22 protein-coding genes are annotated in these 21,938 nt (G+C 72.0%); 10 read left to right on the top strand and 12 right to left on the bottom strand.

The window, feature by feature from the left end; all coding sequences use genetic code 11:
* Positions 1-42 precede the first annotated feature (42 nt).
* From L2C96_RS26080 to L2C96_RS26070, 3 genes are read left to right on the top strand one after another with little or no spacing between them, the layout of a single operon-like run.
* The gene (locus tag L2C96_RS26080) at positions 43-1,002 is read left to right on the top strand and encodes a Zn-ribbon domain-containing OB-fold protein (protein WP_237338154.1); all 960 of its coding nucleotides are present in this window, start codon (positions 43-45) and stop codon (positions 1,000-1,002) included.
* Positions 1,003-1,014: 12 nt separating this feature from the next.
* Complete coding sequence (locus tag L2C96_RS26075) at positions 1,015-2,064, top strand: thiolase family protein (RefSeq protein WP_237338135.1); 1,050 nt, start codon at positions 1,015-1,017, stop codon at positions 2,062-2,064.
* A gap of 2 nt (positions 2,065-2,066) precedes the next feature.
* Positions 2,067-3,224, top strand: a complete 1,158-nt coding sequence (locus L2C96_RS26070) for a thiolase family protein (protein WP_237338134.1) — start codon at positions 2,067-2,069, stop codon at positions 3,222-3,224.
* Here the strand turns inward: L2C96_RS26070 and L2C96_RS26065 are convergent.
* On the bottom strand, positions 3,221-4,165 hold the full coding sequence (locus L2C96_RS26065; protein WP_237338133.1) for a sigma-70 family RNA polymerase sigma factor: 945 nt from the start codon (positions 4,163-4,165) through the stop codon (positions 3,221-3,223). The two genes, L2C96_RS26070 and L2C96_RS26065, sit on opposite strands and share 4 nt — an antisense overlap.
* Positions 4,166-4,246: 81 nt before the next feature.
* On the opposite strand from L2C96_RS26065, the gene L2C96_RS26060 reads away from it, so the two are divergent.
* On the top strand, positions 4,247-4,819 hold the full coding sequence (locus tag L2C96_RS26060) for a dihydrofolate reductase family protein (protein ID WP_237338132.1): 573 nt from the start codon (positions 4,247-4,249) through the stop codon (positions 4,817-4,819).
* Here the strand turns inward: L2C96_RS26060 and L2C96_RS26055 are convergent.
* Positions 4,777-6,297, bottom strand: coding sequence for an amidase (locus L2C96_RS26055; protein ID WP_237338131.1), 1,521 nt, complete (start codon positions 6,295-6,297; stop codon positions 4,777-4,779). The two genes, L2C96_RS26060 and L2C96_RS26055, sit on opposite strands and share 43 nt — an antisense overlap.
* A gap of 43 nt (positions 6,298-6,340) precedes the next feature.
* Positions 6,341-7,567 carry a cytochrome P450 gene (locus tag L2C96_RS26050; protein ID WP_237338130.1) on the bottom strand — a complete coding sequence of 409 codons (1,227 nt, stop codon included), beginning with the start codon at positions 7,565-7,567 and terminating at the stop codon, positions 6,341-6,343.
* Positions 7,568-7,788: 221 nt separating this feature from the next.
* Between L2C96_RS26050 and L2C96_RS26045 the strand changes: the two genes are divergently transcribed.
* Positions 7,789-8,952 (top strand): steroid 3-ketoacyl-CoA thiolase, encoded by a 1,164-nt coding sequence (locus L2C96_RS26045; protein WP_237338129.1) that lies wholly within the window; start codon positions 7,789-7,791, stop codon positions 8,950-8,952.
* Between the two features lie 344 nt (positions 8,953-9,296).
* Here L2C96_RS26045 and L2C96_RS26040 read toward each other — a convergent pair whose 3' ends face one another.
* Entirely contained in the window at positions 9,297-9,740 is a 444-nt protein-coding gene (locus tag L2C96_RS26040; protein ID WP_237338128.1) for a pyridoxamine 5'-phosphate oxidase family protein, read from the bottom strand.
* 72 nt (positions 9,741-9,812) lie between these two features.
* Here L2C96_RS26040 and L2C96_RS26035 point away from each other — a divergent pair, with 72 nt between their 5' ends.
* Complete coding sequence (locus tag L2C96_RS26035) at positions 9,813-10,538, top strand: class I SAM-dependent methyltransferase (protein ID WP_237338127.1); 726 nt, start codon at positions 9,813-9,815, stop codon at positions 10,536-10,538.
* On the opposite strand, the gene L2C96_RS26030 is transcribed toward L2C96_RS26035, so the two are convergent.
* Positions 10,535-11,392 (bottom strand): TIGR03620 family F420-dependent LLM class oxidoreductase, encoded by an 858-nt coding sequence (locus L2C96_RS26030; protein ID WP_237338126.1) that lies wholly within the window; start codon positions 11,390-11,392, stop codon positions 10,535-10,537. The two genes, L2C96_RS26035 and L2C96_RS26030, sit on opposite strands and share 4 nt — an antisense overlap.
* Before the next feature lie 90 nt (positions 11,393-11,482).
* On the opposite strand from L2C96_RS26030, the gene L2C96_RS26025 reads away from it, so the two are divergent.
* Entirely contained in the window at positions 11,483-12,343 is an 861-nt protein-coding gene (locus L2C96_RS26025; RefSeq protein WP_237338125.1) for a LysR family transcriptional regulator, read from the top strand.
* 11 nt (positions 12,344-12,354) lie between these two features.
* Here L2C96_RS26025 and L2C96_RS26020 read toward each other — a convergent pair whose 3' ends face one another.
* On the bottom strand, positions 12,355-12,753 hold the full coding sequence (locus L2C96_RS26020; protein WP_020418768.1) for a winged helix-turn-helix transcriptional regulator: 399 nt from the start codon (positions 12,751-12,753) through the stop codon (positions 12,355-12,357).
* 121 nt (positions 12,754-12,874) lie between these two features.
* On the opposite strand from L2C96_RS26020, the gene L2C96_RS26015 reads away from it, so the two are divergent.
* Positions 12,875-13,726 carry an SDR family oxidoreductase gene (locus L2C96_RS26015; protein ID WP_237338124.1) on the top strand — a complete coding sequence of 284 codons (852 nt, stop codon included), beginning with the start codon at positions 12,875-12,877 and terminating at the stop codon, positions 13,724-13,726.
* Positions 13,727-13,775: 49 nt separating this feature from the next.
* On the opposite strand, the gene L2C96_RS26010 is transcribed toward L2C96_RS26015, so the two are convergent.
* Complete coding sequence (locus L2C96_RS26010) at positions 13,776-14,426, bottom strand: hypothetical protein (RefSeq protein ID WP_237338123.1); 651 nt, start codon at positions 14,424-14,426, stop codon at positions 13,776-13,778.
* A 73-nt stretch (positions 14,427-14,499) separates the two neighbouring features.
* On the opposite strand from L2C96_RS26010, the gene L2C96_RS26005 reads away from it, so the two are divergent.
* Complete coding sequence (locus tag L2C96_RS26005) at positions 14,500-15,303, top strand: alpha/beta fold hydrolase (protein ID WP_020418771.1); 804 nt, start codon at positions 14,500-14,502, stop codon at positions 15,301-15,303.
* Positions 15,304-15,506: 203 nt separating this feature from the next.
* Here L2C96_RS26005 and L2C96_RS26000 read toward each other — a convergent pair whose 3' ends face one another.
* Both L2C96_RS26000 and L2C96_RS25995 read right to left on the bottom strand, forming a co-directional pair.
* The gene (locus tag L2C96_RS26000; protein WP_237338122.1) at positions 15,507-16,727 is read right to left on the bottom strand and encodes a metal-dependent hydrolase family protein; all 1,221 of its coding nucleotides are present in this window, start codon (positions 16,725-16,727) and stop codon (positions 15,507-15,509) included.
* On the bottom strand, positions 16,724-17,923 hold the full coding sequence (locus L2C96_RS25995) for a M20 metallopeptidase family protein (protein WP_237338121.1): 1,200 nt from the start codon (positions 17,921-17,923) through the stop codon (positions 16,724-16,726). The genes L2C96_RS26000 and L2C96_RS25995 overlap by 4 nt, the downstream gene beginning before the upstream one ends.
* Positions 17,924-18,319: 396 nt before the next feature.
* On the opposite strand from L2C96_RS25995, the gene L2C96_RS25990 reads away from it, so the two are divergent.
* The gene (locus tag L2C96_RS25990) at positions 18,320-19,693 is read left to right on the top strand and encodes an MFS transporter (protein WP_237338120.1); all 1,374 of its coding nucleotides are present in this window, start codon (positions 18,320-18,322) and stop codon (positions 19,691-19,693) included.
* On the opposite strand, the gene hsaB is transcribed toward L2C96_RS25990, so the two are convergent.
* Genes hsaB through hsaD form a run of 3 tightly spaced genes read right to left on the bottom strand, consistent with a single transcriptional unit; the run spans position 19,662 to position 21,938 of the window.
* Positions 19,662-20,192, bottom strand: coding sequence for a 3-hydroxy-9,10-secoandrosta-1,3,5(10)-triene-9,17-dione monooxygenase reductase subunit (gene hsaB / locus L2C96_RS25985; protein WP_020418775.1), 531 nt, complete (start codon positions 20,190-20,192; stop codon positions 19,662-19,664). The genes L2C96_RS25990 and hsaB overlap by 32 nt on opposite strands.
* Positions 20,189-21,091, bottom strand: a complete 903-nt coding sequence (hsaC, locus tag L2C96_RS25980; protein WP_017983763.1) for an iron-dependent extradiol dioxygenase HsaC — start codon at positions 21,089-21,091, stop codon at positions 20,189-20,191. The genes hsaB and hsaC overlap by 4 nt, the downstream gene beginning before the upstream one ends.
* A gap of 1 nt (position 21,092) precedes the next feature.
* The gene (hsaD, locus tag L2C96_RS25975; RefSeq protein WP_237338119.1) at positions 21,093-21,938 is read right to left on the bottom strand and encodes a 4,5:9,10-diseco-3-hydroxy-5,9,17-trioxoandrosta-1(10),2-diene-4-oate hydrolase; all 846 of its coding nucleotides are present in this window, start codon (positions 21,936-21,938) and stop codon (positions 21,093-21,095) included.

The raw sequence follows: 21,938 nt of genomic DNA, 5'->3' as shown, positions 1-21,938 counted from the left end.
CAGAGCGTCTTGCCGCCAGATCGAGAACGTGTTTCACTTCGAATCGTGAGTACACCGCTGTCCGCGCCGCTGGATCTCGCCTTCGACTACACCCGCTCCCTCGGGCCCGTGCTCGGCCGGTTCGCCGCCGGACTGCGCGAGCGCCGCATCGAGGGCGTGCGCGGCTCGGACGGCCGCGTGCACGTGCCGCCGGTGGAGTACGACCCGGTCACCGCCGCGGCGCTCACCGAGTTCGTGCCGGTGTCCGACGAGGGCACCGTGCTGACCTGGTCCTGGATCCCCGAACCGCTGGACGGCCAGCCGCTGACCACGCCGTTCGCGTGGGCGCTGGTCCGCCTGGACGGCGCCGACACCGCGATGCTGCACGCCGTGCACGTGAACAGCCCAGCCGAGATGCGCACCGGGATGCGGGTGCGCGTGCGCTGGGCCGACGAACCCGCCGGCCACATCCGCGACATCGCCTACTTCCTGCCCGTCGGCGCCGACGACGGGCCCTCCCCCGCGCCACCGCCGAAGTCCCAACAGGACGGTGTGATGGTCACCCCGATCGAGCTGCACTACCAGCACTCGGCGTCGCCGGAGGAGAGCCGTTACCTGCGCGGCCTCGCCGAGGGCAAGCTCATCGGCCAGCGCTGCCCGAAGTGCGAGAAGGTCTACATCCCGCCACGCGGCGCCTGTCCGACCGACGGCGTGCCCACAGTGGACGAAGTGGAACTGCCGGACACCGGGATCGTCACCACGTTCTGCATCGTCAACGTGCCGTTCCTCGGCCAGCGCATCAAGCCGCCCTACGTCGCGGCCTACATCCTGCTCGACGGCGCCGACATCGCGTTCCTGCACCTCGTCCTCGGCTGCGACGCCGCCGATGTCCGGATGGGCATGCGGGTGAAGGCGAACTGGAAACCACGTGACGAGTGGTGGACGAGCCTGGAGAACATCAGCCACTTCGAGCCGACCGGCGAGCCGGACGCGCCCTACGAGTCCTTCGCCCACCACCTGTAGAGGGGAACTGCCATGCGAGACGTCGCGGTGGTCGGGTTCGCCCAGGCCCCGAACGTGCGCTCCACACCGGGCACCACGAACGGCGTGGAGATGCTCGTGCCCATCTTCGCCCAGGTCTACGAGCAGACCGGACTGTCCAAGTCGGACATCGGGTTCTGGTGCTCCGGCTCGTCGGACTACCTGGCGGGCCGGGCGTTCTCGTTCATCTCCGCGATCGACGCGATCGGCGCGTTCCCGCCGATCCACGAGTCGCACGTGGAGATGGACGCGGCCTGGGCGCTGTACGAGGCGTGGCTGAAGATCCGTACCGGCGAGGTCGACACCGCGCTGGTCTACGGCTTCGGCAAGTCCTCCGCCGGGCAGCTGCGCCGGGTGCTGGCGCTGCAGCTCGACCCGTACACGGTCGCGCCGCTGTGGCCGGACTCGGTGAGCATCGCGGGCCTGCAGGCGCGGCTCGGGCTGGACGCCGGCCTGTGGAGCGAGAAGGACCTGGCCGCGGTGGCCGCGCGCAGCCGCGCCGACGCCACCCGCAACCCGCACGCCCAGTTCTCCGGCGCCAGCGAGATCGCCGACCTGCTGGACGCGCCCTACGTCGCCGATCCGTTGCGGGCGCACGACATCGCGCCGGTGACCGACGGCGCCGCGGTGATCGTCCTCGCCGCCGCCGAGCGGGCGCACGAGTTCGCCGAGCGGCCCGCGGTCATCACCGGCATCGAGCACCGGGTGGACACGCCCGTGCTCGGCGCGCGTGACCTGACCCGGTCGCCGTCCACCGAAGCGGCCGGGCAGGCGGTCGGCACCGGTGACGTAGAGGTCGCCGAACTGCACGCGCCGTTCACCCACCAGGAACTGATCCTGCGGACCGCGCTCGGGCTCGGCGACGACGTCCGCGTCAACCCCTCGGGCGGTGTGCTCACCGGCAACCCGATGTTCGCGGCCGGGCTGGCGCGCATCGGCGAGGCCGCCACCCGGATCCTCACCGGCCAGGCCTCGAAGGTGCTCGCGCACGCGACCAGCGGCCCGGCCCTGCAGCAGAACCTCGTCGCGGTCCTGGAGGCGTGAGAATGGCGAAGCAGCTCGCCGCGGTGCTCGGCACCGGGCAGACCCACCACCGGGCCAAGCGGACCGACGTGTCCATGCCCGGCCTGCTGCGGGAGGCGATCGACCGCGCGATGGCCGACGCGCAAGTGGAGTGGCCGGACATCGACGCGGTGGTCATCGGCAAGGCGCCCGACCTGTTCGAGGGCGTGATGATGCCCGAGCTGTTCCTGGCCGACGCGCTTGGCGCGACCGGGAAACCGTTGCTGCGCGTGCACACGGCCGGTTCGGTGGGCGGGTCGACGGCGCTGGTGGCGACGAGCCTGGTGCAGTCCGGCATCCACCGGCGGGTGCTGACGGTGGCGTTCGAGAAGCAGTCCGAGTCGAACGCGATGTGGGCGTTGTCGATCGCGCCGCCGTTCACGATGCCGGTCGGCGCGGGCGCGGGCGGGTACTTCGCGCCGCACGTGCGGTCCTACATCCGGCGGTCCGGCGCACCCGAGCACGTCGGGGCGATCGTCGCGGCGAAGGACCGGCAGAACGGGGCGCTGAACCCGTACGCGCACCTCAAGCAGCCGGACATCACGGTGGAGAAGGTGCGGGCCTCGCAGGTGCTGTGGGACCCGATCCGCTACGACGAGACCTGCCCGTCCTCGGACGGCGCGTGCGCGATGGTGATCGGCGACGAGGCCGCTGGCGACGCGGTGCAGGGCGCGGCGTGGGTGCACGCGACTGCGATGCGCACCGAGCCGACCACGTTCGCCGGCCGGGACCAGGTGAACCCGCAGGCGGGCCGGGAGGCGGCCGCGGCGCTGTGGCGCGAGGCGGGGATCACCGATCCACTGTCCGAAATAGACGCAGCCGAGATCTACGTGCCGTTCTCCTGGTTCGAGCCGATGTGGCTGGAGAACCTCGGTTTCATGCCCGAAGGCGAGGGGTGGAAGCTGACCGAGGCCGGGGAGACCGCGCTGACCGGGCGGCTGCCGGTGAACCCGTCGGGCGGGGTGCTGTCGTCGAACCCGATCGGGGCGTCCGGGATGCTGCGGTTCTCCGAGGCGGCGAAGCAGGTGATGGGCCGGGCGGGCGACTACCAGGTCGACGGCGCACGCCGAGCGCTGGGCCACGCGTACGGCGGCGGCTCCCAGTACTTCGCGATGTGGGTGGTGGGCTCGGAGAAGCCCTAGACGGCGGTGGGCAGATCGAAGGCCGCGAACACCGCCGGGTCCTGAAAGACGACCGTGCGGGTGATCCGCTCGCCGGCGACGGTGAACACCTGCAGGGTGTGCAGGCGGTGCCCGCCCGCGGGATCCGGGGCGTAGGCGGCCGCGGCCGGCTGGCCGTTCGCCCCGGTCGGGACCATCCGCCAGCCCACGCCGCGCATCGCGAACACCCGCCGGATGAACGCGGCGTAGTCGTCGCGGCCGCGGTACCACGGGGGCACCGGCGGCATCTCCAGCACGGCATCGTGGGTGAGCAACTCGACCAGCGCGTCCACGTCGGCCGCCTCGAACGCTCGGACGTAGGCCTCCACGGTGCGGCGCGCAGCGGGGTCGCCGGACGGGGCGACGTCTTCGAGGGCCGCGACGGACAACCCCGCCCGCGCCCGCTGCAGGGCGCTGTTCACCGAAGCGACCGACGTGTCCAGCAGTCCGGCCACCTCGGCGGCGCTGAAAGCCAGGACCTCGCGCAGCACCCAGACGGCCCGCTGCCGCGGCGGCAGCGTCTGCATGGCCGCGACCAGCGCCAGCCGCATGCTGTCCCGCCGCACGACCTGGTCCGCCGGATCGCCGAGCCGGGCGTCGGGGAAGGGCTGCAACCAGGGCACGTCGAAGGCCGGCCGCAGCGGCTCCCCCGGGTCGGTGCTGGGCGCGCCCAGCCCGGACGGGAGCGGCCGGCGCGCCTTGCCCGCCAGCGCGGTCAGGCAGGCGTTGGTCGCGATGCGGTACAGCCAGGTGCGGATCGACGCCCGCCGCTCGTCGTAGCGCTCGCGGGCCTGCCACGCCCGCAACATGGTCTCCTGCACCAGGTCCTCGGCCTCGTGGACCGACCCGAGCATCCGGTAGCAGTACGCCAGCAGCTCCGCCCGGTGCGGTTCGGTCAGCGCTGCGAAATCCACCGTGGCCATCGCGATGAGTATGGCGGCACCCGCCGGTATGTACCTCCGCCGGGCCACACCGGGCCGGCAGAGGACAACCGAGGAGTGCACATGGGCACGTTGATCGTCATCGAGTTCGTCACGCTGGACGGCGTCGTCGAGGACCCGGACGGATCCGGCGGCACACCGGGCGGCGGCTGGGCGTTCCGGCACGGCCCCGAGGCGGTGGCCGGCGACAAGTTCGGGCTCGGCGCGCTGCTCGACACCGGCATGCTGCTGCTGGGCCGCGTCACGTGGGAGCTGTTCGCGAAGCTCTGGCCGGGCCGGACCGACGAGTTCTCGGCGAAGATGAACGCCATCCCGAAGCTCGTCGTGTCCCGCTCGCTGACCAGCGCGGACGCGTGGCAGAACTCGTCCGTGCTCGACGGGGACCTGGCCTCGGCGGTGCGCGGGACGGACCGGGACCTCATCGTCACCGGCAGCATCGGCGTCGTGCACGCCCTCGCCGCCGAGAACCTCGTCGACGAGTACCGGCTCCTGGTGTTCCCGACGGCGCTCGGCACCGGGCGGCGGCTGTTCACCGCGCCCGCGGATCTGCGGCTCCACGCGGTCCGGCAGCAGGGCGCCGCGGCGCTCCTGACCTACCGGGCGGCGACCGGGAAACCGCCCACCTCCCGCTCATAAGCAGCCGCCACCCGGAGGCACATCGCGTCGTCGAAGCGGCGGCCCGCGATCATCAAGCCCGTCGGCAAGCCGTCCACCGGCGCGGCGGGCACCGAGATCGCCGGGTGGCCGCTCGCGTCGAAGGGTGCCGTGTTGCCGACCATGCCCAGCGCGTTGACCATCCGCTCCTCGCGCGTCGCGTCCGGGCCGGGCAGGGGCTTCGCCACGTACGGGACCGTCGGCAGCACCAGCACGTCCACCTCGGTCAGCGCCGCGTCGTAGCCGGCGCGCAGCTCCCACGCCAGCTCGCGCGCCATCGCGTAGTGGCGCATGTCGTAGCGTTCCGCGGCGTACGCGCCGGTGAGGATCATGGTCTTGAGCGTGTCCGACATGTCGTCGGCGTGCACGCGCCGCCCCTGCGCGAAGTGCACCATCAGCTCCGGGTCGTACCGGCCGGGCACGTTCATGCCGTAGCCGTTGCCGTCGATCATCTGGCGCGCCGTGCCGTCCGTACCGATCACGGTCCACACGTCCAGCCCGTCGCGGTGCCACGGCACGCTGACCTCGGACACCACGGCGCCCGCCGCCGCGAGCCGGTCGGCCGCGGCGCGGACCGCGTCGTCGACGCCCGGTTCGGACATCGGCAGGCCGAAGCCCTCGGTGAGCACGCCGACCCGCACGCCGCGGATGTCCTGCTCGACCGCGGCCAGGTAGTCCGGCGGCTCCGGCGTGCGGAACTGGCGCGGGTCGAAGCCGTCGTCACCGGCGAGGACGCTCAGCAGCAGCGCGGCGTCCCGGACCGTGCGGGTCATCGGGCCGAGGTGGTCGATCGTGGTTTCGATGGGGAACGCGCCGGTGTAGGGCACGAGCCCGTGCGTCGGCTTGTGCCCGACCACGCCGCAGAACGCCGCCGGCATCCGCACCGAACCGCCCTGGTCGCCGCCGATCGCGAAATCGGCTTCACCGGCGGCGAGCAGGGCCGCGTTGCCGGACGACGAGCCGCCGGCGTGCCGGGTGGGGTCCCACGGGTTGCGCACCGGACCGGAGGCGGAGGTGAAGCTGGACCCGGAGTAGCACAGGTCCTCGCACACCGCCTTGCCGACGATCGTGCCGCCCGCCGCGAGCACCCGGCTCACGACGGTCGCGTCCCGGCGCGGCACGAACCCCTCCACCGCGCGGGATCCGTTCATCATCGGCACCCCGGCGACCGCGATGTTGTCCTTGATCACGACCTCGCGGCCGCTCAGCGGACCGTCGCCGGTCGGCGGGATCCGGGTGCGCACGTACCACGCGCCCAGCGGGTTGTCCTCCGGCCACTCGTAATCGCGGTGCGGGGCGCTGGGCGCCGAGCGGGTGTACAGGCGCTCGACGGCCTCGTGGGCGGCGAGGTTGGCCTCCACGAGACCGGCGAAGGACTTGCGGTCGGCTTCGCCGAGGCGGAAGCCGTGACGGGCGGCGAGCTCGGCGAGTTCTTCCGGGGTGGGCGGGACGACGGGCACCGGGCACCTCCTGGCGACGAGGACCAGAGGTGCAGCGTAACCCCTATTCGTAGGCGACCCGGTAGTGCTTGATGCCGTTGAGCCAGCCCGACCGCAGCCGCTCCGGCGCCGCGATTTCGCGGATACCAGGCATTTCGTCGGCGATGGCGTTGAAGATCAGGTCGATCTCCAGGCGCGCGAGATTCGCCCCGATGCAGTAGTGCGAGCCGGTGCCGCCGAAGCCGACGTGCGGGTTCGGATCCCGCAGCACGTCGAACTTCTCGGGCTCGTCGAACACCTCGGGGTCGAAGTTGGCCGAGCTGTAGAACATGCCGACCCGGTCGCCCTTGCGGATGTGCTGGCCGCCCAGCTCGGTGTCGGCGGTCGCGGTGCGCTGGAAGGCGATCACCGGGGTGGCCCAGCGGACGATCTCGTCCGGCGCCGTCTTCGGCCGCTGCTCGCGGTAGAGCTCCCACTGGTCGGGGTGGTCGAGCATGGCCTTCATGCCGTGGGTGATGGCGTTTCGGGTGGTCTCGTTGCCCGCCACGGACAGCAGGATGACGAAGAACCCGAACTCCTCCGAGCTGAGCGACTCACCGTCCACATCGGCCTGGACGAGCTTGGTGACGATGTCGTCCATCGGGCACTTCCGGCGTTCCTCGGCCATGTTCCATGCGTAGCCGACGAGTTCGGCGGAGGCAGCGATCGGCTCGACGTCGTACTCCGGGTCGTCGTAGCCGATCATCTGGTTGGACCAGTCGAAGATCTTGCGGCGGTCCTCCTGCGGGATGCCGATGAGCTCGGCGATGGCCTGCAGCGGCAGCTCGCACGCGACGTCCTCGACGAAGTCGCCGGAGCCCTTCTTCTTCGCCTCGTGCACGATGCGCGCGGCGCGGTCGCGGAGGGTGTCCTCCAGGCGCGCGATGGCCCGGGGCGTGAAGCCCTTCGACACGATGCGGCGCAGCTTGGTGTGCTGGGGCGCGTCCATGTTGAGCAGGACGAGGCGGTTCGCGTCGAGACCCTCGTCGGTCATGTTCTCGTCGAACCGGATGATCGCGAGCTTCTCCTGCGAGGAGTACAGCTCGCTGTCCCTCGACACGGTCTTGACGTCCTCGTGCCGGGTGACGACCCAGAACCCGTCGTCGCGGAAGCCCGCGCGGTTGTGCGGCTGCGCGTTCCACCAGACCGGCGCGGTCTTGCGGAGCTCGGCGAACTCCTCCAGCGGAAGCCTTGCCGCGATCAGGTCGGGGTCGGTGAAATCGAAGCCGGCGGGGATCAGGGGCGTGGCCACGGCTACCTCCCGAGGTGCCTCACGTCGTCGTGGAACACGTTCTAAACCCGATTAGAGCATACGGTGTTAACTAAGTCGAGAGGTTGAGTGAAACCCGTTTACTCGATCTTGAAAGCCCTGGTGGTCCGATTGGTCACCAAATGGCGGTTGACCTGGGTCACACTTGCTCAATATTGAAACAAGTTCTACTTTGAACGAGAGTCGAGTGGAGGAGAGCTGCCGTGGGTGAACCCGTCATCGTCGAGGCCGTGCGGACCCCGATCGGGAAGCGGCGTGGCTGGCTGGCCGGGTTGCACGCGGCCGAGCTGCTGGGCGTGGCGCAGCGGGCGCTGGTCGAGCGGGCCGGGCTGGACGCCGCGATCGTGGAACAGGTTATCGGCGGTTGCGTCACGCAGGCGGGTGAGCAGTCGGGCAACGTGACGCGCACGGCGTGGCTGCACGCCGGCCTGCCGGAGACGACCGGCGCGACGACGATCGACGCGCAGTGCGGCTCGGCCCAGCAGGCCGCGCACCTGGTGGCCGGGTTGATCGCGGCAGACGCGATCGAGGCCGGCATCGCGTGCGGGGTGGAGGCGATGAGCCGCATCCCGCTGGGCGCGAACCGCGGCGTGGACGCGGGCGCGCCGAAGCCCGCCTCGTGGGCGATCGACATGCCCAACCAGTACGGCGCGGCCGAGCGGATCGCCGAGCGGCGCGGCATCACCCGGGAGGACGTCGACCGGTTCGGGGTGGCGTCGCAGACCAAGGCGGCGACGGCGTGGGCGCAGGGCCGGTTCGACCGCGAGGTGACGCCGGTGAAGGCGCCGGTGCTCGACGCGGAGGGCAGGCCCACCGGGGAGACCCGGCTGGTCACCCGCGACCAGGGTCTGCGCGACACCACGCTGGAGGGGCTGGCCCGGTTGAAGCCGGTGCTCGACGGTGGCGTGCACACCGCCGGCACGTCGTCCCAGATCTCCGACGGCGCGGCGGCCGTGCTGATCATGGACTCCGCGCGGGCGGCGGCGCTGGGCCTGCGTCCCCGGGCGCGGATCCGCGCGCAGGCACTGGTCGGCGCCGAGCCGTACTACCACCTGGACGGCCCGGTGCAGGCGACGACGCGGGTGCTGTCGCGCGCCCGGATGGCGGTCGGTGATCTCGATGTGTTCGAGGTCAACGAAGCGTTCGCCTCGGTGGTGCTGTCCTGGCAGCAGGTGCACGAGCCGGATCCCGAGCGGGTGAACGTCAACGGCGGCGCCATCGCGCTGGGGCACCCGGTGGGCAGCACCGGCGCGCGCCTGTTGACGACGGCCCTGCACGAGCTGGAACGCCGCGACGGCGCGACCGCGCTGGTGACGATGTGCGCGGGCGGAGCGCTGTCGACGGCGACCATCCTGGAACGGCTGTAGGGCGCCTCGAGCCGAACCGACGGAGTGGTCGCCATGACGACCAACCCGGGGCCGCTGTAGCGCGGGCACGGGCTCCAGAGGCAACGCTCGCCCTGACCCGCATCCCGCGGCAGTCGCACGTCCCCGGCGCGGGAAAGGCCAACAGTGCACCACCGGCACGGCCGCCCACGGCCCGCCGACGGGCACCACGCCAACCCTCACGTCGGCCGCGTGCGGGGTGTCCTCATACCTGTCTCACGTGCGCTCGAAACGCAGCGCACCACCGGCACGGCCCCCCACGGCCCGCCGACGGGCACCACGCCAACCCTCACGTCGGCCGCGTGCGCGGTGTCCTCGTACCTGTCTCACGTGCGCTCGAAACGCACCACCTCCCGGCCCGGCCACCAGGTGGTCGCCACCAGCTTGTCGCCCTCGACCGTCGTCAGCACCGCCTGCTGGAGGTCCAGCCGGAAGAGGTGGCTTGGTTGCATGTCGCCCTGGATGGCGTCCAGGACGGCCTTCTCGGTGATCTCGATCGCGACCCCGGACAGCTTCGCGTCGCCCTCGGCGGACGGGAAGGCGTGCAGCGCGAACCGGCCGTCGCGCTGCAGGTCGCGTGCCTTGCGCGCACCCCACATCGACCCGATGTACAACTCGGGCTCCCGGAGGTCGACCTCGGAGCCGCTCACCCGGGGCGACCCGTCCCGTCGCAGAGTCGCCAGCACGTGCGTCTCCGCAGCCGTCAACCGCTCACGCACCGCCGCCGCCAGCGCCGGCGCCTGCTCTTCGAATTCCCGCCAGTTCGCCACGTCCGCAGTGTGACAGGGGGCACCGACAAAAACGGGACGCGCGGGGACCGCCGCCCGGCTAAGGTGCGTGCCGTGCCCGACGCCATCTTCGCCCACCCGCGCCTCGCCCAGGTCTACGACACCTTCGACGGCGAGCGCGACGACCTCGACCTGTACCTGTCGATCGCCGACGAGCTCAAGGCCGAACGCGTGCTGGACGTCGGTTGCGGCACGGGCAGCCTGGCCGTGCTCCTCGCTGCGAAGGGACGCACCGTCGTCGGCGTCGACCCGGCGGAGGCGTCGCTGGCGGTCGCCCGTTCGAAGGACCCGGACGGGAACATCACCTGGATCCACGGCGACGCCACGGATCTGCCCCCGGCGGCCGGTGATCTCGCTGCCATGACGGGGAACGTCGCGCAGGTGTTCCTCACCGACGAAGACTGGGGCCGGACCCTCGCGGGCATCCGGACCGCGCTGCGCCCCGGCGGCCACTTCGTGTTCGAGACGCGCCGCCCGGAGCGGCGCGCCTGGGAGGACTGGGCCGCGGCGACCGCCCCGCTGGTGCTCGACGTGCCCGGCACCGGCCGCGTGGAGCGCCGCATGGAGGTCACGGACGTCAGCCTGCCGCTGGTGTCGTTCCGCTTCACGTACCGGTTCCTGGCCGACGGCGAAGTGGTCACATCGGACTCGACGCTGCGGTTCCGCGAGCGCGACGAGGTCGAGGAAAGCCTCGCCGCACACGGGTTCCGCGTGGCCGACGTGCGGGACGCCCCGGACCGGCCCGGCATGGAGTTCGTGTTCCTCGCCCAGCGGGACTAGCTCGGGCACCGCAGCCCCGGTTCAGCACTGACCTGCACCGCCTCCGCGATTTCGACGAGCGTGGCGATCGGGTCGTCGCCGAGGGGGTAGACGCCGACGTGGTCCGCGCCGGCCGCTCGATGGGCCAGCAGCCGGGTCGCCGTCGTGGCCGGGTCGCCGTGTGCGACGAGTGCGTCGATGAGCTGGTCGCTGCCCGCGCCGGATAGATCGTCCTCGGTGAAGCCGAGACGCCGGAGGTTGCTCGCGTAGTTGTGCACCCCCAGCGCGGTTCCGGGCGGCGCGGACCGGGCGACCGCGCGGGCCCGGTTCACGTCCGGCTCGACGAGGGCGAAATGCCCGGGCAACAGCACCTTCCCGGGGCCGAGGATCGAGCGGGCTCGCCGGGTGTGCTCCGGGGTGACCATGCCGGGAATGGCTCCGGCGGTGCGCTCCCCTGCCATGCGCAGCATCCGCGGCCCGAGCGCGGCCACCACGATGCGGCCGGACGGCACGCCCGCACTGGCGAGCCGGTCCAGGTAGGACACCAGTGTGTCGTACGGGGAGGCGTATTCGGCGTGCACTTCGCGGTGGCCGATTCCGACGCCGAGCAGGAAGCGCCCTGGGTGCCTGGCTTCGATCCGGTGGTAGGAGGCCGCCACGGTGTCCGCGTCGGCGGTCCAGACGTTCACCACGCTCGTGCCGACGGTCAGCCGGGTGGTCGCGTCGAGCAGCTCCTCCGCGAGGGTGAGGTCCGCCGGAGGCGAGGCGTCCAGCCAGAGCGTGCCGTAGCCGGCGCGCTCCACCTCGATGGCGCGGTCCGGGTTCACTTCGTGCTCGCGCAGGTGCGCGCCGAGCAGACCGAGATCGATGTCCATGTCCCGACTCCACCACCAGGGCTCGCCGGGAACCAGAACCAAGGCTGCCGCACAGCGATAACCTCGAAGCATCGTCGCAGAGGAGACCGGGTGGAACTACGGGCGTTGCGGTACTTCGTCACAGTCGCCGACGAGCTGCACTTCGGCCGGGCCGCCGAGCGGCTGCACATCGCCCAGCCGGCGGTCAGCAGGCAGATCGCGGCACTGGAGCGCGAGCTGGGGGTCCGCCTCTTCGACCGCTCACCGCGCCTGGTCCGGCTGACCGAGGCGGGACACCGGGTGCTCGCCGTCGCGCGGGAGGCGCTCGCGGCCGCCGATCGGGTTCGGGTCGCGGCGCGCGAGCGGGCGGGTGTCATGCGCATCGGGACCGGCGCGGGGCAGTTCACCGCGCGGCTGGAACGCGGGATCGACGCGTTGCGGGAGAAGGCCCCGGGATTCGACGTCGTGCTCGTCGACCTGCCCCTGACCGCACGCTTGAACGCTCTGCGGCAGGGGGAGATCGACCTGGCCCTGGCGAGGGAAGTGCGTTCGGCGCCCGGGCTGCGGGTGTTGCCGAGCTGGACCGAGTCCCTGTTCGCGGTCGTGTCCACCCGGCACCCCGCCGCCGGGCGCGCGGCCGTCGGCGTCGCGGAACTGGCCGCCGGTCCCCTGAAGACCTCCGAAGACCACGATCTGTCGGTGCTCGGCGCGCTGCCGGACGTCGGACTCCAGGGACCACCGGCGCACCGCGCGGGGACGGTGCAGGACACGATCGTCGAGGTCGGCTCCGATCCACGCAGCTGGACCGTGTTGCCCGCCGACCAGGTGACCGAGATCCGCTCCACCCGGGTGCGCGCGATCCCGCTCGAGCCGCGAACGACGATCACGGGCAGCGTCGTCGTGCCGGACGACCTCCCGTGCTCCTGCGCGGCGGCCCACGTGACGGCCTTCGGCGACGCCACGGCCGCCTGATCCCAGGACGTCTAGCGCGCGACCGCCGACTTCGCCTCGTCGTAGGCCCGGCGCGCGGCCTCGACCTCCGGCACCCGGCCCTCGACCAGCTCGATCAGCTCCCGCAGGCGGCCGGCCACCTCGGCGCCCAGCGGCGTCAGGCTGTACTCGACGCGCGGCGGGATCGTCGGCTCGGCCTCGCGGTGCACGAAACCGTCGCGTTCGAGCGCCTGCAGCGTCTGGGCCAGCATCTTCTCGCTGACGCCGTCCACCTTGCGGCGCAACGCGTTGAACCGGAACGGCCCCTCGGCGAGCGCGGCCAGCGCGAGCGTGCCCCAGCGGCCCGTCACGTGCTCCAGCACCCCGCGCGAGGTGCACGCGCGCGCGAAGACGTCGGCGACCAACTGGTCGTGCTCGGCGTCGCAACTCATGACACCGAGGATACCTGGTGGCCCCCACGATGCCTGGTGACGGTACTCACCCTTGGTTGGCACTTTCCAGAAGTTAGTACTAACTTCAGCGGGGAGCAGTCGTCCGAGGAGGAGCGAAAACATGACCATCGTCGTCACCGGTGCCACCGGCCAGCTGGGCCGCCACGTCGTCGCCGGGTTGCGGGAGCAGCTGCCCGCCGGCCGGATCGTCGCCGCGGTGCGCAGCCCGGAGAAGGCCGCGGACCTGGGCGTCGAAGTTCGGGAGGCCGACTACGACCGGCCGGAGACGCTCGCGGCGGCGTTCGCGGGCGCGACCAAGGTCCTGCTGATCTCGGGCAACGCCGTGGGCCACCGGGTTCCGCAGCACCAGGCCGTGGTGGACGCCGCGAAGGCCGCCGGTGTCACGCACCTGGCCTACACGAGCGCGCCGCACGCGGACGACACGCCGCTGGTGCTGGCGCCCGAGCACAAGGCGACCGAGGAGATCATCCGCGCGTCCGGCGTGCCGTTCACGATCCTGCGCAACAACTGGTACACCGAGAACTACGTGCAGAACGCCCAGCAGGCCATCGCGACCGGCGTGCTGATCGGCAGCGCCGGCGCGGGCCGCGTCGCGAGCGCCACCCGGGCCGACTTCGCCGCGGGCGCCGTGGCGGTCCTCACCGGCGAGGGGCACGAGGGCAAGGTGTACGAACTCGGCGGCGACGTCGCGTGGACGTTCGACGACCTCGCCGCCGAGATCTCCGCCATCACGGGCAAGGAGATCCGCTACCGCGACCTGACCGCCGACGAGCACCGCGCGGCGCTGATCGAGGCCGGGCTGCCCGCGGAGACGGCCGGGTTCGTGGTGGCGCTGGACCAGAACATCGCCGAGGGCACGCTCGCGGAGGTGACCGGCGAGCTGTCGGCGCTGATCGGACGCCCGACGACCCCGCTGGGTGACGGTCTTGCCGCCGCGCTGAAGGAAGCCTGAGCAGCGTCCACTGTGGAGGCTCCGGGATGGCGGAGCCCGTCGGAGGCATCTAGGCCTGGGGAGGCGTGACGTGTGAACCGGTCACGGTGCCGTCCGGCTGGACGCTGATCACCCTGCGTTCGACGGGTTCTGCCTCCGAAACGCGGCGCCCGGTGGGCTCCAGGTCGGGCTCGTCGAAGCAGACGAGTGTGTCCCAGCCGCTCGGGCGGACCGCGTACCCCCACGGGGCGGCGTCGGTCGCCGGTGTGCTGCTGCCACGGACCTCCGCCTCCTCTCCCACCAGACCGTCATCCCGTGCCGCGGGGCAGTCGAGGATCCGCACCAGATCGCCGGGTACGAAGCGGGGCGGCACGGCCGCTTCGGCGGGGCTGACGGTCACCCACTCGAGTTCCGGATGCAGGAGGGAAACCCGGCCGTGGCCCGGCCGCACCCAGGCCGGCCCGACCGGGCTGTCACGCCATCCCTCGGGCGCGAGCGCTCGGAGCGCCGCGATGCAGTCGCCGACCCGGCCGGCCGGCTCGAGCGTCGCGCGGAACTCCAGCAGTGTCTCGTCCTTGTAGTACCGGCCCAGGCTGGAAACATCCACGGCGCCGAACACGGCCAGCGCTCGGCCGAGCTGCTGTCCGACCTCGCCGGTCGACGACGCGGCCCGGACCATGATCCGGAGAAAAGCCCGCCGGTAGCCGGGAAGGGAAGTCATCTCGGTTCCTCTCCACGGACGGCGACCACCGACCGTTGTCCGTCCATCGCGCCCGTTGTGCTTGACTGCGCCCATGATCTCGGAGAGCGGCGCCTGCCCGGTGCCGGACGGGGAATTGCACGTCGAGCGGAGCGGGGCCGGCCCGGCGCTGCTCCTGGTGCCCGGGGGAACCGGGGCGGCCGCCTCCTACCGGGCCCTCGCCGAGCAGCTCGCGAGCCACTACACCGTTCTCGGGTACGACCGGCGTGGGCACTTCGGCAGCACGGACTCCACGGACGGGCCGCTGACCGTCGCGCGGCACGCTGACGACGCGCGCGCCGTCGTCGAGCACTTCGGCTACAGCAAGGCTCTCGTGTTCGGCAGCAGCGCAGGCGGCCAGATCGGGCTGGAGCTCGCCGTCCGGCACCCGGACGTCGTCAGCGGGCTGGTCGTCCACGAGCCGCCTGCCGTGAACCTCCTGCCGGACGCCGACGAGTGGCTGGAGTTCGCCGAGGAGCAGGCCGCCCTCAGCGCGGACGGCGACGTCTTCGCGGCGTTCCAGGGGTTCCTCGGTTCCATCGCGGGCGCCGGGCTGCCCCCGCTGAAAACCGTGCGCCTGCCGCACGAACACGAGTGGCGCCTGCTGTTCGACCGCGAACTCGTCGGCTTCTACCGCTACCTGCCGGACATCGACGCTCTCCGCCGCGGCCCGGTGCCGATCGTGCTCACCGCGGGCGAAGGCAGCCGCGGCTACTACCACTACCGCCCGGCCCGCGCGCTCGCCCTCGAACTGGGCCTGCCGTTCGTCGAACTGCCCGGGGCGCACCTCGCCCCCCAGCGCAACGCGAAAGCGTTCGCCGAGGCTCTGAACACCGTTCTCGCCGACCTGGTCCTCTGACCACCACGCCCGAAACCTGTCGAGTTCCTGTGAAAGCGGTCCGCGCGCCGAAACGCGCGCTATCCTGACTGCACACGGCCGGTGTCATCCTCCCCAGTTTCACACCGGCCGGTGCTCCGGCGCTTACCTCCCCCTCGGGCGCTGGAGCGAGGCCCCCGGGCCGCGCCTTCCTCCCCCAGTTTCGGCGCGGCCCGGGGGTCTTCTCACTTCTGCGAGCCGGGCGCGACCACGCGCACGCCGTCCTGCCACACCTCGCGGATCCGCCCCGGCAACGCGGCCAGGTCGTAGGCGTCGCCGGACACGACCACCAGGTCCGCGCGGAAACCCGGCTCCAGCCTGCCCAGCGAGTCGCCGAACCCGAGCAGCTCCGCGGCCGACGACGTGGACGCGGCGAGCACCTCGCCGGGGCTCATGCCTGCCGCCTGCATCAACGGCAGCTCTTCGAGGTTCGTGCCGTGCGGGCCGACGCCGCTGTCGGTGCCCATCGCGATCTTCACCCCGGCTTCGACCGCGCGGCGCATCGACGACGCGTGCACCTCCGCCACGTCCTCGGCCTTGCGGATCATCTCGTCGGTCAGCGCCGCGCCAGCCCTGGCCGCGCGGATGACCGCGATCGGCGCGATCAGCGTCGGCACCAGCCACGTGCCGTGCGCGAGCATCAGTTCGATGGCCTCGTCGTCGAGGTAGATGCCGTGCTCGATGGACCGGATCCCGGCCCGCACCGCGTTCTTGATGCCCTCGGTGCCCTGCGCGTGCGCCATCACCGCCTTGCCCTGCATGGCGGCCTCGGCGACCAGGACGTCCAGCTCGGCCGGGGTGAACTGGGTGTGCCGCGGGTCGTCGCCGGGCGAGAGCACGCCGCCGGTCGTGCACACCTTGAGCACGTCGGCGCCCGCGCGCAGCAGCTCCCGCGCCGCCTTGCGCATCTCGTCCGGCCCGTCGACGACCGTGTGCGGGCGGCCGGGGTGCGGCAGCGTCAGCGGAACGCAGTGCCCCGAGGGCATCCAGTCGTCGCCGTGCCCGCCGGTCTGGCTGATGATGCCGATCGAGATCTCCAGCCGCGGGCCGCTGATCAGCCCGTCCGCCTGTGCCTTCTTGATGCCGAGGTCGGCGCCGCCCGCGTCGCGCACGGTGGTGATGCCCAGTTCGAGGGTGCTGCGCAGGTTCCGCGCCGCCTCGTAGAACTGGTAGGAAAACGGTTTCTGGAACAGCTTGATCAGGCTGATGTCGGACACCGTGACGTGCACGTGGCAGTCGAACAGCCCGGGCAGCAGCGTGGTGCCCGCGCAGTCGACGACCTCGTCGCCGTCCAGGCCGGTGCCGATCGCGGCGATGCGGCCGTCCTCGACCACCACGTCCGCGTCGAACGGGTCGGTGCCGGTGCCGTCGAAGACGCGGCCGCCTGCGAACAGGATCCGGGTCATGCGTGCGCTCCGCTCAACCGCCGCGCGGCCAGCGACGCGAGCAGCGCCGCGCCGTCGGCGACCACGCTGTCGTCGAACGATGCCTCCGGGGAATGGTTGTACGGCGCGGAGTCCGGGTCGTCGGCGAAGGTCGCCCCGAGGAACACGAACGCGCCGGGGACCCGGTCGAGCACGCGGGAGAAGTCCTCCGAGCCGGTGACCGGATCCGGCGCCTCCGTGAACCGCTCCTCACCGAACACCTCGCGCACCGTCTCGGCGACGAACTCGTGGCCTGCCGGGTCGTTGACGGTGACCGGGTACTCGGGCGAGTAGGTGACCTCGGCTTCCAGGCCGTGGGCGGCCGCGATGTCCCGGCACAGCGGGACGGCCAGCTCCGCGACCCGCTCCCGCGCCTCCTTCGAGAAGCTGCGGATGGTGGCCTCGAAGCGGGCTTCCGGCGGGATGATGTTGCGCTGGGTGCCCGCGTGGAAGGTGCCGACGGTGACCACGACCGGGTCGAACACGCTGAACCGGCGGGTGACCATCGTCTGCAGCGCCGTCACCATCTCGCACGCGGCAGGCACCGGGTCGAGCGCCACGTGCGGCCGGGACCCGTGCCCGCCTGCGCCGAGGACGCGGACGAACAACCCGTCGGCGGCGGCCATGATCGGGCCGGGGCGGGACACGAACCGGCCGCGCGGGATCATCGCCGACACCACGTGCAGCCCGTAGGCCTCGGCGACCGGGCGGCCCGCGGCGTCCAGGACGCCCTCGGCGATCATGTGCCCGGCGCCGTCGTGGCCCTCCTCGCCGGGCTGGAACATGAACACCACGTCCCCGGCCAGGCGGTCCCGGTGGGCCGACAGCAGCCGCGCGGCGCCGACGAGGCCGGCGGTGTGCAGGTCGTGCCCGCACGCGTGCATACGCCCCTCGTGCCGCGAACTGAAGGCGGCGCCGGTGTTCTCGGTGACCGGCAGCGCGTCCATGTCGCCGCGCAGCAGCACGACATCGCCGTCGCCGCCCTGCCCGCGCAGCACGGCGGTGACCGACGAGAGCCCGGTGCCGGTGCTGATCTCCAGGGGCAGCCCGTCGAGGGCCTGGAGAACCGTCTCCTGGGTGCGGGGCAGGTCGAGGCCGAGTTCGGGCACCTGGTGGAGCGCGCGCCGCAGTGCCACGAGGTCGTCGGACATCGCGTGCGCGTCTTGCCTGAGATCCATTCCGGAAGCGTAACCGGAACGCGGGGTCTGCCCCAGCCACGCGAACACGGCCTCGCCCGGGCGATACACCGTCCATCCCCGCGCGCCTGCCGCATCGCGATCTCGGGACCGGTCAGGTCGGCCGGCGCCGGGCCGATCGCGAGCGCGCCTGGGGCGAAACGCACCACCAGACCCGATTCCCGGGATTCGACGGTGCCGGTCATCCGATGGCCGATGAAACCGCACAGCGCATCGCGGTAGCCAGGTACGCCGAAGCGCGTGGTGATTTCGCCAGTGTGGACCACCGGCCACACGGAGACGGTGCGAGAAGGTACTCCGCCACGCGGTCATCCCGGCACTCCGGACGAATCCGGCAACCATTGTCAACATCGGCACACGGGGGATAACTTTCCGACCATGACCGCCCCGTCGTCGATGACCGTCCGGCTCGACCGGTTGCCCGTCACGCGCTTCCACCGCCTGCTCATCGCCGTCGTCGGGGTGGCGACCTTCTTCGACCTCTACGACCTCTTCCTCGCCAGCACCGTGAGCACCGTGCTGTCCAAGGAGTTCGGCGTGTCCGGCGCGGAAACCAAGCCGCTGCTGGCGTCGGCCTTCCTCGGCGCCTTCGTCGGCGCCGTGACGCTCGGCAGGCTCGCCGACCGCATCGGCAGGCGGCGCGCCTTCCTGCTCACCCTCAGCGTCTACTCGCTGTTCACGCTGCTCGGCGCGTTCTCCACGGACGTGTGGATGCTGGTGGTCTGCCGGTTCGTCGCGGGCATCGGCATCGGCGCGGAACTGCCCCTCGCCGACGCCTACCTCGCCGACCTGCTGCCGGCGCACGCCCGCGGCAAGGCCACCGCCTGGGCCTACACCATCGGCTTCTGCGGCGTGCCCGCCGCCGGGTTCCTCGCGCGCGGCCTGGTCGGCGAGGCGCCGTTCGGCGTCGACGGCTGGCGCTGGCTCTTCGTGATCGGCGCGCTCGGCGCGGCGATCGTGTGGGTGCTTCGCACCGGTCTGCCCGAATCGCCCCGGTGGTTGATCGCGCAGGGACGGTACGCCGAGGCCGAGGAAGTCGTGCAGCGCCTGGAAAAATCCGCGCGCACCACGCTCGACGTGCCACCGGCGAGCCACGAAGAAGCCCAGCCGCAACGGTTCCGCGCGCTGTTCCGCAAGCCGTGGCGCACGCGGACCGCGATGCTGTCCGCGTTCCAGGTCCTGCAGGTCTTCGGCTACTACGGCTTCGGCTCGCTGGTGCCGATCATCCTGACCGCCAAGGGGTTCGACGTCGCCCACTCGCTGACGTTCAGCGCGCTGTCGTTCCTGGGCTACCCGATCGGCTCCGCGCTGTCGATCCCACTGATGGACCGCTTCCAGCGCAAGTGGCTCATCGTCGCGGCCGCGGCGGGCATGGCGGTCTTCGGGCTCGCCTTCGGCTATTCCACCGGCAGCGCAGCCATCGCGATCCTCGGCTTCTGCTACACCGCGGTCAGCAACGTGTTCTCCAACGCCTACCACGCCTACCAGGCGGAGATCTTCCCGACGAGCCTGCGCGCGTCCGCCGCCGGCTCGGCCTACTCGCTGTCCCGCCTGGCGACCGCCGCGATGCCGTACCTGCTGCTGCCGCTGCTGGAAGCCAAGGGCGCGACCGCGGTGTTCGTGGTGGTCGCGCTGGCGATGGTGCTGCTCATCCTGATCACCGCGGTGTTCGGCCCGCGCACCACCGGCCGGTCGGTCGACGAGATCGCCGGCGAGGCGGTCACAGCCAGTCGTCCGGGCCGGCCCAGCTGAGCACGTCCGCCTTGACCGGCGCCGCGCCGGTGTACTGGCCGCGGTAGAACAGCAGCGGCCGCCCGTTCGACGCCTCCCCCAGCGCCGTCACGCGCCCGACCACGACGAAGTGGTCGCCCGCCTCGAACACGGTCTCCACCGCGCAGTCCACCCAAGTCAGCGCGTCCTCCAGCACCGGGCAGCCGGACGGCGCCGGCTCCCACTCGACGGCGGCGAACTTGTCCGCGCCGCGCGCCCCGAACACCGCGCTGACCCGGTGCTGCCCCTCCGCCAGGACGTTGACCGCGAACCGCCCGCTGCGCTCGATCGCCGGCCACGTCCGCGATTTGCGGGCGGGGCAGAACAGCACCAGCGGCGGGTCCAGCGACAGCGCCGCGAACGACTGGCACGCGAACCCGGCTGGCTCGCCGTCGTCCATCGTGGTCACCACGGTGACCCCGGTGGCGAAGTGCCCGAGCACCTGGCGGAAGCGCGCCGGCTCGATCGCGGACGAGATCACTTCCGCATCCCGACGCTGAAGTCGTGGCCCCACAGGCTCACCGCCGTGCTCTCGCGCGCGATCCACGACTCGTCGTCGACCTGGCGGCCCTCGCACCCGAACTCGACGTCGAACCCGCCCGGCGTCTTCATGTAGAACGACAGCATCAGGTCGTTCACGTGCCGCCCCAGTGTGGCCGACATCGGCACGTTGCGCCGCTTCGCGCGGTCCAGCGCCAGCCCGACGTCGTCGGTGTTCTCCACCTCGACCATCAGGTGCACGATCCCGCTCGGCGTGGGCATCGGCAGGAACGCCAGGCTGTGGTGGCGCGGGTTGCAGCCGAAGAACCGCAGCCACGCCGGCGGCCCGTCGGCCGGGCGGCCGACCATCTGCGGCGGCAGGCGCATCGAGTCGCGCAGCCGGAAGCCGAGCACGTCGCGGTAGAACCGCAGCGCCGCGTCGTCGTCGTGGGTGGACAGCACCACGTGCCCGAGGCCCTGCTCGCCGGTGACGAACCGGTGCCCGTACGGGCTCACCACGCGCCGGTGCTCCAGCGCGACGCCGTGGAACACCTCCAGGGTGTTGCCGGACGGGTCGTCGAAGCTGATCAGCTCGGTGACGCGCCGCTCGGCCAGCACCTCGGCGCTGCCTTCCTTGTAGGGCACGCCGCCTGCGTCCAGCCGCGCCCGCACCTCGTCCAGCTCGGCGGCGTTGGCGGCCTCCCAGCCGGCCACCGCGAGCCGATCGCTCTCCCCCGGCACGATCACCAGCCGCGCCGGGAAGTCGTCCATCCGCAGGTAGAGCGCGTCCGGGTGGGAGCCCTTGCCCTCGACCATGCCGAGCACCTTGAGCCCGTACTCGCGCCAGGCGGCCATGTCGGTCGCCTCGATGCGCAGGTACGCCAGTGAGCGGATGCCCATCTCATTCACCTCGCAGGAAGTCGAGGGCCAGGCGGTTGAACTCGTCGAACTTCTCGACCTGGGCCCAGTGTCCACACCGGCCGAACACGTGCAGCTGCGCGCGCGGGATCGTCTTGAGCGCGAGCAGCGCGCCGTCGAGCGGGTTGACGCGGTCCTCGCGGCCCCAGATCAGCAACACGCGTTGCCGCAGCTTGTAGGCGTCGCGCCAGAGCATGCCCTGCTCGTAGTCGGCCCCGGCGAAGGACGCGCCCATCGCGCGCATCGCCGCGAGCGACTCGGGCGTGCTCGCGTTGGCGTAGCGTTCCTCGACCAGCTCGTCGGTGATCAGCGCCGGGTCGAACACCATGAGCCGCAGGAACGCCGCGAGCTTCTCCTTGCTGGGCCCCGGCGGCGCGGCGAACCGGCCGAGCGCCTTGACCCCCTCGGTGGGGTCCGGCGCGAACAGGTTGGTGCTCAGCCCGCCCGGCCCCATCAGCACGAGCCGCCCGGCGCGGTCCGGGTGGTCCAGCGCGAGCCGGACCGCGGTGCCGCCGCCGAGCGAGTTGCCGACCAGGTGCGCCTTGCCGACCCCCAGCGCGTCGAGCAGGCCGACGACCGCGGTCGAGCTGTGGGTGAAGTACTGCGGGTGCTCGGTCGGTTTGTCCGACTTGCCGAACCCGGGCTGGTCGACCGCGAGGACCCGGTAGGACTTGGCGAACACCTCGATGTTGCGGGAGAAGTTGCTCCACGCCGAGGCGCCCGGCCCGCCGCCGTGCAGCATCACCACGGTTTCCGCGTGCTCGGCGCCGGCTTCGTGGTAGTGCAGCCGCAAGCCCCCGCCGACCTCGGCGTACTTGCCCTCGGTCAC

It is taken from the genome of Amycolatopsis tucumanensis (assembly GCF_021654135.1).
GTDB lineage: Bacteria > Actinomycetota > Actinomycetes > Mycobacteriales > Pseudonocardiaceae > Amycolatopsis_E > Amycolatopsis_E tucumanensis.
The sequence above is the reverse complement of the archived record's forward strand: the minus strand, read 5'-3'. Positions and strand labels throughout refer to the sequence as shown.